Origin of the sequence: Virgibacillus sp. W0430 (assembly GCF_051846935.1) — a bacterium.
Lineage (GTDB): Bacteria > Bacillota > Bacilli > Bacillales > Amphibacillaceae > JBPYCR01.
In genome coordinates, this window is the sequence record NZ_JBPYCS010000005.1 from 73,923 (window position 1) to 86,688 (window position 12,766).

A 12,766-nucleotide genomic window follows, 5' to 3' on the forward strand; every position below is an offset into this window, starting at 1 on the left:
ATTGGATGTACTGCTCGTATAATATATACAGGCGTTACTGATCCGCCTTTCATTTGTACTTGATTTTGATAACGATGTAACTAATTATTTTTATCTAGTCATATTACCGCAGGTCTTTTATTCAAACTCTGAGAAGGCAGCTGTTCAGATGGATTTTTTTGCAAAGCCTGAAAGCTACGATTGGTTGTAAAAACAATAAAGTTTCGATCGTCTTCTTAATTCAACGATCGAAACTATTTTTTGTTACGTAGTATTAGCACGTTTTGCACAATTTGTATATTTAAAATATATTTAGTTAATTCGTCGTACGTGTCCTTTAAATGTTTTTTTCCAATAGGTTGAATTCATACTCGCTACAGCAAGTCCTGTTGAATTTTGTGAACCGATAAAACTTCCGCCCCCAACGTAAATCCCGACATGCCCATTTTTTTTATACGTATCGAAAAATACTAGATCGCCCGGTTGGATTTCGTTATAGGACACTTTACTGCCTGTGCTACTAAGACCTGCAGTACTCGATGGCAAAGAATAGCCTGCTTGTCCATACGCCCATGATACAAAGCCAGAACAATCAAATCCAGATGGAGATTTGCCTGCCCAACGATATGGAGTTCCGATATATTGATACCCTGCTTGAATGGCAGTTGTTTTGCTCCCAATGCCCGTGTTAGAACGAACAGGGGCAGGAGCGCTATTCGTTTTGTTTGCTTTTGGTGGTTCTGCTGGATTATATCCAGAAATGTCATTTCTAATTTGCGCTTCCAATACTGCTAATCGATGATCTTCACTTGTTAACTCGCTTTTTAGGCTTCGCAATCTTTGCTCTTTAGCTTCTAAATTCGTTTTATTTTGTTTCGTTTTTATTTGTTGCTCTTTAATTAAAGCGAGCATCCCATTCAGCTCGGTTTCTAACTCCTTTTGTTCGGAAAGGTTTTGTTTTACGTCCAGCCGTTTTTCTTCCACTATTGCTTTATCTGTTTCTTGCTTTTCAATTAATTGCCTGTCTGACGTTGTTATTTTAGTAACTGCAGATAAGCGGCTTATAAATTCTCCGAAATCCTTCGAACCAAGCACAACGTCTAAATAAGAAAGATTTCCGCCATTTTTTTGAAGAGAAGAAATACGTTTTTTTAATATTTCACTACGCACTTCTATCTTTTTCTCTATCTCCTCAATTTCTGCTTCAAACCGTCTACCTTCCTCTTCAAGTTGAATTATTTTCTCTTTTGCGGATTCCAAGGCACGTTTGTTTTCTACCAACGCTGCCTCCAATCTGATAGCTTCCTCATTCATTCGTTTTATTTCCAATAATACAGCTTCAATTTCTGCTTCTGCTTCTTCTACATCTTCCTTTATTTTTGAACGGTCCTTCTTTATGCTGTCTAAGTCTGGTTCGGCGTGAACAGGAGTGATGAATAATGCAAAAGAAGAAAGTACGACGATAATCGTAGTAGTCTTAATCCACAAATAATTCAATTTTCATTCCTCGCTTCCCATATCTACACAGCAATTCTGAATATATGTATATCACCTTTCTAGCTGGTGATTGCAGTGCAGCTCATATTCTTTTATTAAATCTATTAAAAGCCGATTCAATGATAGAATACCATGCAAAGGTAACAATCGCATTTTAATATTGTTACAATTATGTTTCAAATTTGAATTTTCAGTTTAATGTTTATGTAACTAGGAATCAGAGGAATAAGGGGATTTTGTTATAGTATGTTGGTCAAATATTTTATACCGATTTTTTCACCATCGTTATTTACTATAGAACGTCGATAAGGATTACGGACATAAAAAATCCGAACGATGAGTGTGTACACACTCATCGTTCGGATTTTACAAAGCAATTTATCAAATTCACTTATCTAAAAATATTTAGCTGGATTTTGCAATTTACCATTCACATATACTTCAAAGTGTAAATGAATACCTGTTGATCTTCCGGTTCTTCCCATAATTCCAAGCTTCGTTCCTCTAGAAACATTTTGGCCCGCACTTACATTTAATGAAGCTAAATGAGCATAAACGGTCTGCATACCGTTGTTGTGGTTTATGACAACTTTATTTCCATATGCTCCAGAATAACCTGCTGAAACAACCGTTCCACCATCAGCAGCATAAATTGGAGGGCTTGTACTACGATCCGTACGAGCAATGTCCATTCCTTTATGCATTCTACCTCCACGTGGTCCCATATGGCTTGATATGTAGCCACCTTTTGTCGGCCATCCAAGAACTCCACCACCTGTTACGGCTGCGCCACCACTTTTTCCATTGCTTGCACTTTGTGCTGAAGCAGTAGTGCTCGAAGCAGGCTGCATGCTAGCGTATATATCTGCTTCTAAAGCAGCTAGCTTTTTATCCTTTACTTGGAGCTTAGACTTTAATTCCTTTAATTCATTTTCTTTCGCTTGCAACTCTTTCTTCTTTTGCTCATTTGCCTCTTTTTGTTCAAGAATTAACTGTTCCATTTCTAATAACTCTTCTTTTAATTCATTTAATTCGGAAAGCTTCTCTTCTACTTTAGCTTTATCTTCCTCTTGTTGCTCAATTAACTCCGCATCTGAATCCGTTATTTTTGTTACAGCATTTACACGACTAATAAACTCTCCGAAGCTGCTTGAACCTAAAATAACGTCTAAATAAGCGATGTTGCCACCGTTTCTTTGATACGACTTCGCACGTTCTTTTAAAATATTAAAACGTTCTTCGATAGCTGCCTCTAACTCAGCGATTTCATCATTCAGCTCGTCCATTTCCGCCTGTACTTCTTTAGTAGCTTCCTGATTCGCTTTAAGAGATGCTTCTACTTGTTTAATTTCCTCATTAATTTCTTTCAAATCAATAAGTACGTCCGCAATTTTTGCTTCTGCATCGGATAAGTTCTTTTTAATGTCCGATCGTTCGTCTTTAATTTCCTGTAAATTGCTTGCTGCATCAATAGAATCTGTAAAAAATACATTACTAAGTCCTACTACTGCTACAGTAGCGATGGCTACAACCGTTTTTTTCATTTTCTCGCGCCCCTTTTTCAACTAACGTTCTCTGTTTATGTTAAACTCGCTCATTTTCTAGTTTATTATGTATTTCTATTAACGTATGTATTTCTATTAAAATTTCAATATATGAAGTATAACATCTAAAAATGACACACATATTTTAGTAATGTTACAATTATATTTCAAATAGGACTTATTCTCTTCTTTTTTTACATTTTTTTCTATTTTTTGCATTCGTTTGGTATGAGTAAAATGTTTGTGGGGGAACAGATGTACTAATCTAACTAGATAATATGTGATCAATTTTACTTCGAACGATATACACATGAATAACACCGTTGATTTTTTCTGCAGGTGGATGCTTTCCGCGGGCACGGCTTCAGCCTCCTCGGAAAGCGTAGTGTATATCTACTGCGGTCGGTAGGAAGCAATACTAAAATTAACGAATACAAAGAGAGGTTTTTTAACTTCTTAAAATAACACCCACAAATACTTGACTCAATCATTCGTTTGTATCAATTGGAATGAATTCTCTATGATTAATAAATGGAATGCAATAAATAAAATTCCATTTCCTCTTACTTATGCAGCTATAGACAAAGGGGAACGATCGAAAAGATAAGATTCAGAAAGTCCGAACTATGCTTCTATTCATCTCCTATGTAAAAGAATGAAGGGAAGTTACTACGTAGAAGAGCAGAGTACATACAAATTATAACGTGAAAAAACCTTCCAAAAGCTCTTTAACTGCCTTGGAAAGGTTTTTCACGTTGATTAACAGCTTAGTTAGCGAACTGGGCTTCTTCTGTTGAACCTTTTAAAGCTGTCGTTGAAGATGTTCCACCTGCAATAACTTGTGCTACTTCGTCAAAATACCCTGTACCAACCTCCCGTTGGTGCCGTGTAGCACTATACCCATACTGTTCACTGTTAAATTCTTCCTGCTGTAAAGCTGAATATGCTGCCATTCCTTCTTGTTTGTAAGCTCTTGCTAGCTCAAACATACTATGATTCAAAGCGTGGAATCCTGCTAATGTTACAAATTGGAATTTATAGCCCATTTTACTCAACTCTTGTTGGAAATGAGCGATTTCTTGCTCAGATAGCTTTTGCTTCCAATTAAACGATGGCGAACAATTATACGCTAGCATTTTATTTGGATATTTTTCGTGAATTGCCTGCGCAAATTTAGCCGCCTCCTCAATATTTGGCTCTGCAGTTTCACACCATAGTAAATCGGCATAAGGTGCATAGGACAGCCCACGAGCAATTGCCTGCTCCAATCCTGCATTTGTACGGTAAAACCCTTCTTGCGTTCGTTCTCCAGTAATAAATGGCACATCGATCGGATCAATATCACTCGTAATTAAATCTGCTGCAAATGCATCAGTACGTGCAATAATAATTGTTGATGTTCCCATTACATCTGCCGCGAAACGGGCTGCAATTAAATTACGAATCGCCGTTTTTGTCGGAAGTAATACTTTTCCACCTAAATGGCCACATTTCTTTTCAGATGCTAACTGATCTTCAAAATGCACTCCTGCTGCTCCTGCTTCAATCATTCCTTTCATTAATTCAAAAACGTTGAGCTGACCACCAAAGCCTGCTTCTGCATCCGCAATAATAGGTTGAAACCAATCGATTTCTTCATTGCCTTCTGCATAATAAATCTGATCCGCTCGCTGTAGTGCTTGGTTTATCCGTTTGACAACATTTGGTACGCTATTTGCAGGATATAAGCTTTGATCCGGGTACATTTGTCCAGCCAAATTCGCATCCGCAGCTACTTGCCACCCACTTAAATAAATTGCTTTTAATCCAGCTTTTACCTGTTGTACTGCTTGATTCCCTGTCAATGCACCTAATGCGTTAATATACGAATCTCTTTTCAAGTAATCCCATAGTTTACAAGCACCATTTTCCGCCAATGTGTACGTAATATCGATGGAACCTCGCAATCGAATAACCTCTTCTGCAGTATATATCCGTTCAATACCTACCCAGCGCTCGTCTGCTTGCCATTGTGCCTTTAATTGTTCAATTCGGTCTACTTTCATTTAGAATTCTCTCCTTTTATTAAGTGGTCATAAGCCGGGATCGTTAAAAACTCTTCAAATGTAGTCTGTTTTATCAACTTATTCAAAATAGTTGAAGCTTCAATAAATTGACTACTTGCAAATATGTCAGTACCAAATTCACTTTCTATTTTCTTTAATTCCTCTTCCGTAAGCTGATCGACCAATTCGAACGTAATATTACGTCCATCCGTTAATTTTCCTTCAGGATGACGAATCCATTGCCAAATTTGGGCGCGCGATATTTCAGCAGTAGCAGCATCTTCCATTAAATTATTTATAGGAACTGCCCCCCTGCCTTGCAGCCAAGAAGCAAGATAAATGATGCCTACCTTTATATTCGTCCGCAAGCCTGATTCAGTAATTTCTCCACTTGGTACTTGCAACAAATCTTCAGCTGTTACACAAACATCGTCCAGCTTGTTGTCTATTTGATTCGGCATTGGCATTCCTTGATCAAATATCTCTTTTACGAGCTGTACCATTCCAGGATGGGCAACCCATGTTCCATCGTGGCCGTCCTTACACTCTCTTTCCTTATCTTCACGTACCCTTTGAAATGCAATTTCGTTTGCTTTGTTATCATTTTTAACTGGAATTTGTGCAGCCATCCCGCCAATTGCTGGAGCATTTCGACGGTGGCACGTTTGAATCGCTAGCTGTGTATACGCACGCATAAATGGTACTTCCATCGTAACAAGGGATCGATCAGGAAAGAGAACTCGTTCATCTCGTTGAAACTTTTTAATGAAACTAAAAATATAGTCCCATCTACCACAATTTAGACCAGCTGAATGATGCTTAAGTTCGTATAATATTTCATCCATTTCAAATGCCGCAGTAATTGTTTCTATTAAGACCGTTGCTTTTATTGTACCTTGAGGTATTCCTAGCTCGTCTTGAGCAAATATAAACACTTCATTCCATAAGCGGGCCTCCAAATGGTTTTCGAGTTTCGGCAAATAAAAATATGGCCCTGTTCCACGATTTAATAAAGCTTTTGCATTATGATAAAAGTACAAACCGAAATCAACTAAGCTCCCTGACATCGCCTGTTCATTGATTTGAATATTTTGTTCATTCAAATGCCAGCCTCGTGGTCGAACGATTAATACAGCAGTGTCTTGCCCAAGCTTATAATCCTTTCCATTCGCTGCGGTAAAATCAATCGTTCTTCGAATCGCGTCACGAAGATTTAGTTGACCGTTCATCATATTTTCCCAAGACGGGGCACTCGCATCTTCAAAGCACGCCATATAACACTTTGCACCACTGTTCAACGCATTAATAATCATTTTTCGATCGACAGGTCCTGTTATTTCCACGCGTCTATCTTTTAAGTCTTCTGGAAGTGGATCAATCGTCCAATTCTCTTTTCTAATTTGTTCCGTATGTGGCAAAAACTGAAGTGTCTCCCCTTTATTCAACTGTTCCTGTGTACGCTTCCGTAAAGCTAATAAACTCTCTCTACGGTCGTTAAATTTATAGTGGAGTTTTTCGAGGAAGCTACATGCTTCCTCGCTTAAAATTTCTGCAAAATCCGGGTACATGTCATTACACACTTTAACACGTGTACTTTTTATCATTTACACCCCTCCAATTGTTATAGGGCATCATTATTACTGACCCTTTGTTATAATACAAAACCCATTCTGCTAGTCGTCTTTTTTAGAAAGGCAATACGCACATTCCAACGTATAGCTTTTACTCGATATGCTACTTCCGCATTGAATACAAGTTTCCTTTTTATTACTCATTTCATTCACTCCCCTCAACCTTTGATATAACACTTTTCAATTTCTCTTATCTGTTATAATACAGTTTAGTTTAATTATTCTGAAAATGCAACCCTTTTTTAAGGAAATTTAAATTTTAAATCTAACTTGTTGTTACATTACCTTGCGAGCATGAAACATAGAAGGATTATTGTTATAATTAAAGAAATGATTCGCAGGATCCTATTTTTTACACAGAGAAATATGGCCCTTTCGATGAAAAGATAATGTAGAAGTAGAGGAGATATTATGAAGCGTTTTCCATTTGCTGGCACTCGTGTTGTTAAAACTGGTGTCGCCATCTTTTTAACCGCATTATTTTGTGATTTATTGAATTGGCCTCCGGTATTTGCTGTTATTACAGCTATTGTTACTTTAGAACCAACCGTTTCAGATTCCATTAAAAAAGGAATTATCCGGTTTCCAGCTTCTGCGATCGGATCTGCTTATGCAGTTATATTTATTGCGCTCTTTGGCAATTCACCCATTACGTATACACTTGCTGCTGTGTTTACGATCGTCACATGCTTCAAGCTAAAGTTGCATGCCGGCTTGCTTGTTGCAACACTTACAGCTGTTGCAATGGTAGAAGTTATTCACGGCAATTATTTTTTAGCCTTTTTTATTCGATTAGGAACAACGACAATTGGACTACTCGTGTCAACGTTTGTAAATCTACTAATATTACCACCCGACTATATGAAAGAGATTAAGAGTAATATCGACACAATTTGTCAATCAATGGGAAATTCTATTAAGCAGGTATTTGAGGAGAAATTGGCAAGTAATTTGAGCCATAGTGAGCAAGTAGCGAAGCTTATAAATGAATTGGATAAAAAAATACATAGAACGGAAGCCTTAATTAGATTTCAACAGGATGAATCTAAATTACATCCGTTTGTCGGAAGTAAGCAAGTGGAATTTAAAGCAATGCAGGAAGAAATAAAGCATTTACGTTTTATGCACTATCATATTACGAATTTGTTCAATACGCCATTAGCTGCAATATCCTTTCCTGAAAAAGATAGTAAGCAAATTTTAGGTGCGGTAAATCAACTGGCAATGAGCATGAAGGTGAACACAAGCTTTCAAACAGTTGAACACGAGCATCAATTGAAAATCGTACTGGACTTGTTCTCAAAAGATGAAGACATTACGGTTAGCAATATTCATGCAGAAACGTTGGTTCACCCAAAATTAATAGTACTTTATGAATTGTTGTCGCTTTATAACCTAGTTCGTCAATTTTATGAAAATGAGCGAATAGCAGCGTCCTAGATATTTCATTATACGAGCAATCGCTCTGCAATGAGCTGATACGAACGAAGTTTCATTTGTTCATCGTGCGTAATCGTTACGATCATTAATTCATCTGCATCATACTCTGTTTTAATCGATCGAAGTTGTTCCTCTACTTCCGCTGGATTACCGATTACGTACTTTTCCTTAATCATTTCGACCTTCTCATTTGATTGTGTATTAATATATGCTTTTGCTTCGTGTAAATCGGGGATACCTGCTGTACTTCCACCTGTTTCTTGTTTTATACTCCAAGCAATATTGCTAAGTGCAAGCTCATTTGCTTGCTCTGTAGTAGCGGCACAAAACACAGTAACAGCGACAATTACTTTGGCATCTTTTTGTTCCCCTTTTTTTGTACGTATGTATCGATACTTGTCAACTACTTCAGGTCCATTTTTTTCTGACATAAAATGACCAAATGCATATGCCATTCCTTTTTCACCGGCTAAGACGGCACTTTTTTCACTCGTTCCTAAAAGCCATAGCTGAGGTGGGCCTATTGGAATCGGCGTTGGCAATAATGTCCCCTTACCATTTTGATAGCGGTGCTGTAACCATTGCTTCAGTTCTTCAATCAATTGTGGAAATTTACCAACCTGCTCCAAATAGTTTTCGACCAAAGCTAATGAAGCTTCGGCAGAACCGCCTGGTGCTCGACCAAGCCCTAAGTCAATACGATCCGGAAACATCGTTGCAAGCAAGTTATATGTTTCTGCTACGCGAAAAGGCTTATAATAAGGTAGCAAGACGGCTCCTGCACCAATTCGGATGTTAGTTGTTTGCGAACCAATTATTCCTAACATAACATCTGGGTTCGGGCAAGCTAGTCCAAATAAGTCATGGTGCTCGGCAATCCAATAGCGTGTATACCCATACCGCTCTCCTAACTGTGCCAATTTGACAGAAGTTCGCAATGCATCATACGCCGTTTTTCCTTTTGGAATAGGTGATTGATCAAGTATGCTTAGTTTCATTCGTATCCCTCCTCGCTTACCACTTTTACTATTAATTAAGTTTATTTCAGTTAATTAATTTATGTTGAAATGCATAAATTACCGCTTGTGTCCGATCTTTCACTTCAAGCTTACTTAATATGTTACTTACATGCACTTTTACTGTTTTTTGAGCGATAAATAATTGATCTGCGATTTCTTGATTGCTTTTACCTTCTGCAATTAATAGTAATATTTCCGTTTCTCTATCTGTTAAATCATGATGTAAGGCTACTTTTTGTCGGGAACGCATTTTAGTCATAATTTTTCCAGTTACCTCCGGCTCTAAAATGGATTGCCCTTCATACGTTGCACGTATCGCCTCAGCAATATCACTCGCTTTTGAAGTTTTAAGCATGTAGCTTGTTGCACCTGCTTCAAGAGCAGGATATACTTTCTCATCGTCAATAAAACTCGTCACAATAATGATTTTCGCTTCAGGCCATTGTGCAATAATTTGTTTTGTTGCTTCAATCCCATCTGTTTTTTTCATAACTAAATCCATTAGAATAATATCTGGCTTCAACACCAAAGCTTTTTCAATTGCTCCTTCTCCATCATCTGCTTCCGCAATTACTTCAATATCCGGTTGTGAAGAAAGGTATGCGGAAACCCCTATTCGCACCATCTCATGATCATCAGCAAAAAGAACTTTAATCATCTGTTTCAGCCTCGCTTTTTTTTAACGTCGGTATTTTAACCTCTATTCGAGTTCCTTGGTTTGGTAAGCTAATCACTTTAAATGTGCCACCGATCTCAAATGTACGCTCCTTCATACTTTCTAAACCATATGAGCTTGTGCGTACCGTTTTCATATCAAATCCAAGCCCATTATCGACTACTCTAAAAATTATAAATCCATCTCTTTCAATTAACATAATATGGAGCATCGAAGCTTGCGCATGGCGTAGCGTGTTGGATATCGACTCCTGTGTAATCCGAAACAAATGATCTTCAATGCCCTTATCAATTACAAAAGTTTCAATTTTAGCATCGACCTTCATTGGAACCTTTTCTAGCAATTCATCCAGTAATTCTGTTATGCCTTCTTGTAAGGACTTCCCTTTTAAAGCAGCAGGTCTTAAATGCAAAAGTAATGCCCGCATCTCTAACTGTGATTGATGAATCATTTTTTCTACCATCGCTAGTTGATCGTTTGCTTTACTATTTTTCGTCGAATTCGCTTCATTAATAGCTGACATCATCATCGATGCAGCGAACAACTGCTGACTAACCGAGTCATGCAATTCACGTGCGAGACGATTTCGTTCTTGGACGACAACCTCTTGTAAGCTTTTTTCCCGTTCGTGCGCACGTTCGGATGCTTGCTTTTGTGATATTTGCATCAGTTTTCCCCATTTTTCTTGTAAATGTTCGATTGATTCATTTATTTTTATCATTTCAATATCTTGTTCGGATAAACGCGTAATTGCTTGTCCTTTTACGAGCTCCTTTAATTGCCGGTCAATTTTACGTAATTGCTGACGCCAGTACCAGCCAACGGATATGCCGATAAAAGTACCTATTATTATTGGTATAACTGTTACGAGAACAATATAATTTATATCAAACAGTTTACTAGAAACTAGAACAGACCAATCGTCTGGTGGAAATGCAAGCAATGTAATGCTTATCATGACTAATGCAATTAAAACACTGAAAATAATTCCAACCGTAGCATAACGCATGATTATCTTCATATGCGCTTCACCTCGATATCACCTGATAATAGAGAAGTAATTATTTTCACACGAGGAAGATTGGAATTGTTGTAATTGCCCGTTTGGTAAAAAAGAGTTTGATTTAATAGTTTACGATGCTCGTGATTTAAAATAATAGCCCTTCCAAACACAGAGCTATGGTGAATACTAATTTCAACTTCATATGGAACGTAAATTATTATATTTCCGATGAGATGACGAATAGATATAACCGCAGTGTCATTAGGGAGAACCGTATTACTCAAATCAATCGTACGGTCGCCATAGACTCCATGTATATGAACATCTCGCCAGGAATAAGGAGTGTCTGATGTTTTTTGATCGCGAAAAAAATGTTTGTCAAACAAAGGGTCGATAGAATAAATCGTTTCTTCCTCTTCTGCTTGATTTTCTGGATCTGCTAGCATTGGTGTAAGCTTTTCTGTTTCATTTTTCGATTTAAAATAATGAATGACAACGAATCCAATTCCTACCAAAACAAAAAGACGAACAGCCATCATATTTAAAATACTAAATAAAATTGTAATCGTACCGATCCAAAAACAGACTTTCCCCCATAATTGGATAAAGTTTTTCCAGCCGATATAAATGAGGAGCCCAGAGAATAAGGCGGTGAAAATTAGGCCTCCGTTAAAAAAAACTATTTCAACTACGAAAAGAATAACCCCAACAATTAAGACGGCGTTTATTAAATCTGTATCAATTCGTTTAAACATAAGGGGCCTCCCACCATATCCGTTGTAACCTTTATTATAATCTGTAAAGCTATGTAAGCCGATGAGCAAAAACAGACGCTTTCGATTGCGTCTGTATTATATCATGTTTTATATAGGACCTGTAGATTGAGTCAAGTATTTGTGGGTGTTAGTTTAAGAAGTTAAAAAACCTCTCTTTGTATTCGTTACTATTAGTATTGATTCCTACCATCCGCAGTAGATATACACTACGCTTTCCGAGGAGGCTGAAGCCATGCCCGCGGAAAGCATCCACCTGCAGTGAAAATCAACGGTGTTATTCATGTGTATATCGTTCGAAGTAAAATTGATCACATATTATCTAGTTAAATTCGTGCATCTGTTCCCCCACAAACATTTTACTCATACACGAACAAATCATTTGATTCAGATACTTGGAGTGCTATTATATTTTGGAGAACAGCCTTTTGTATCGATTATTCGACTAACGATTGTATTCGTTGATATATACTTCGTTATGAAGGCAATGCCTTAGCTAACTTAAGAAGTTTCTCAAGTTTATCTATTTTTCCATCTCTCTTTCAAGCTGTGCGATTTTTTGATCAAACGTAGTACGATAATATGAATTGTTTACCTTCGTTTCAAGATTTTCAATAAATTTCTCTAGCTCATGGAAGCGTGAATACGGCTTGTCTGAAGCTTCTTCTATAACACGGTTCATTTGTTCATTTGCCCGAATAATATTCTCGCGTCCCATTAACTCCATTCTTTTTAATCGCATATCTTTTATTTTGTATTTCATTTTTTCATATTTTTCTTCCAAAAGCGCCAGCTGTGTAATCGCTTCTTCCCTAGATGCCTTCATTCGATCGGCACGCTGCTGATAATCCTCATACTCTCTCATTGCATATGCTTGCATTTGTTCTTCTTTTGCTTTTTCAGCAATATTTGCTTGGCGTAGCCTTTTCTCTGCAATATCTTGAGCTTTTAAGTACTCTTTTGAAAACTCCTCCTTTAATCGATACTGTCTTTCCACTAGTTTTTTAACCTTTACTGTTTCCAGCTCGCTTTGACGTAAATAGTTATTTAATGCTTTAATTGGGTCGTTCTGTTCTTTATTATCCAGTAAATTATGCAAATCTGCCGATAGTGTATCTTTAATTCGAGTAAATAGAGTTGTCATTTAAAATCTCCCCTT

10 protein-coding genes are annotated in these 12,766 nt (G+C 37.3%); 1 reads left to right on the top strand and 9 read right to left on the bottom strand.

Going from position 1 to position 12,766, the window contains the following annotated elements; translation table 11 throughout:
- Positions 1–291: 291 nt before the first annotated feature.
- The 4 genes from ACLIBH_RS04310 to aceB all read right to left on the bottom strand — a co-directional run bounded on the left by ACLIBH_RS04310 (position 292) and on the right by aceB (position 6,669).
- The gene (locus ACLIBH_RS04310) at positions 292–1,476 is read right to left on the bottom strand and encodes a C40 family peptidase (protein ID WP_439315466.1); all 1,185 of its coding nucleotides are present in this window, start codon (positions 1,474–1,476) and stop codon (positions 292–294) included.
- A 395-nt stretch (positions 1,477–1,871) separates the two neighbouring features.
- Positions 1,872–3,020, bottom strand: a complete 1,149-nt coding sequence (locus tag ACLIBH_RS04315) for a murein hydrolase activator EnvC family protein (RefSeq protein WP_439315467.1) — start codon at positions 3,018–3,020, stop codon at positions 1,872–1,874.
- 767 nt (positions 3,021–3,787) lie between these two features.
- Positions 3,788–5,065 carry an isocitrate lyase gene (aceA, locus tag ACLIBH_RS04320; RefSeq protein WP_439315468.1) on the bottom strand — a complete coding sequence of 426 codons (1,278 nt, stop codon included), beginning with the start codon at positions 5,063–5,065 and terminating at the stop codon, positions 3,788–3,790.
- Positions 5,062–6,669, bottom strand: a complete 1,608-nt coding sequence (gene aceB, locus ACLIBH_RS04325; protein WP_439315469.1) for a malate synthase A — start codon at positions 6,667–6,669, stop codon at positions 5,062–5,064. Before aceB ends, aceA begins: the two co-directional genes overlap by 4 nt.
- A 438-nt stretch (positions 6,670–7,107) precedes the next feature.
- Between aceB and ACLIBH_RS04330 the strand changes: the two genes are divergently transcribed.
- Positions 7,108–8,136, top strand: coding sequence for an aromatic acid exporter family protein (locus tag ACLIBH_RS04330; protein ID WP_439315470.1), 1,029 nt, complete (start codon positions 7,108–7,110; stop codon positions 8,134–8,136).
- An 8-nt stretch (positions 8,137–8,144) separates the two neighbouring features.
- On the opposite strand, the gene ACLIBH_RS04335 is transcribed toward ACLIBH_RS04330, so the two are convergent.
- The 5 genes from ACLIBH_RS04335 to ACLIBH_RS04355 all read right to left on the bottom strand — a co-directional run bounded on the left by ACLIBH_RS04335 (position 8,145) and on the right by ACLIBH_RS04355 (position 12,751).
- Complete coding sequence (locus ACLIBH_RS04335; protein ID WP_439315471.1) at positions 8,145–9,134, bottom strand: MsnO8 family LLM class oxidoreductase; 990 nt, start codon at positions 9,132–9,134, stop codon at positions 8,145–8,147.
- 46 nt (positions 9,135–9,180) lie between these two features.
- Complete coding sequence (locus tag ACLIBH_RS04340; protein ID WP_439315472.1) at positions 9,181–9,813, bottom strand: response regulator transcription factor; 633 nt, start codon at positions 9,811–9,813, stop codon at positions 9,181–9,183.
- Complete coding sequence (locus ACLIBH_RS04345; RefSeq protein WP_439315473.1) at positions 9,806–10,852, bottom strand: sensor histidine kinase; 1,047 nt, start codon at positions 10,850–10,852, stop codon at positions 9,806–9,808. Before ACLIBH_RS04345 ends, ACLIBH_RS04340 begins: the two co-directional genes overlap by 8 nt.
- A complete protein-coding gene (liaF, locus tag ACLIBH_RS04350; RefSeq protein ID WP_439315474.1) occupies positions 10,849–11,589 on the bottom strand; it encodes a cell wall-active antibiotics response protein LiaF in 741 nt (246 codons plus the stop codon). Before liaF ends, ACLIBH_RS04345 begins: the two co-directional genes overlap by 4 nt.
- A 541-nt stretch (positions 11,590–12,130) precedes the next feature.
- On the bottom strand, positions 12,131–12,751 hold the full coding sequence (locus ACLIBH_RS04355) for a PspA/IM30 family protein (protein ID WP_439315475.1): 621 nt from the start codon (positions 12,749–12,751) through the stop codon (positions 12,131–12,133).
- Between the last annotated feature and the right edge of the window lie 15 nt (positions 12,752–12,766).

What these genes read in the sequence shown, in the direction of transcription:
- ACLIBH_RS04355 (WP_439315475.1), bottom strand. Translation starts at nt 12,751, where the DNA reads ATGACAACTCTATTTACTCGAATTAAAGATACACTATCGGCAGATTTG.
- ACLIBH_RS04335 (WP_439315471.1), bottom strand. Translation starts at nt 9,134, where the DNA reads ATGAAACTAAGCATACTTGATCAATCACCTATTCCAAAAGGAAAAACG.
- aceB (WP_439315469.1), bottom strand. Translation starts at nt 6,669, where the DNA reads ATGATAAAAAGTACACGTGTTAAAGTGTGTAATGACATGTACCCGGAT.
- ACLIBH_RS04330 (WP_439315470.1), top strand. Translation starts at nt 7,108, where the DNA reads ATGAAGCGTTTTCCATTTGCTGGCACTCGTGTTGTTAAAACTGGTGTC.
- liaF (WP_439315474.1), bottom strand. Translation starts at nt 11,589, where the DNA reads ATGTTTAAACGAATTGATACAGATTTAATAAACGCCGTCTTAATTGTT.
- ACLIBH_RS04315 (WP_439315467.1), bottom strand. Translation starts at nt 3,020, where the DNA reads ATGAAAAAAACGGTTGTAGCCATCGCTACTGTAGCAGTAGTAGGACTT.
- ACLIBH_RS04345 (WP_439315473.1), bottom strand. Translation starts at nt 10,852, where the DNA reads ATGAAGATAATCATGCGTTATGCTACGGTTGGAATTATTTTCAGTGTT.
- aceA (WP_439315468.1), bottom strand. Translation starts at nt 5,065, where the DNA reads ATGAAAGTAGACCGAATTGAACAATTAAAGGCACAATGGCAAGCAGAC.
- ACLIBH_RS04340 (WP_439315472.1), bottom strand. Translation starts at nt 9,813, where the DNA reads ATGATTAAAGTTCTTTTTGCTGATGATCATGAGATGGTGCGAATAGGG.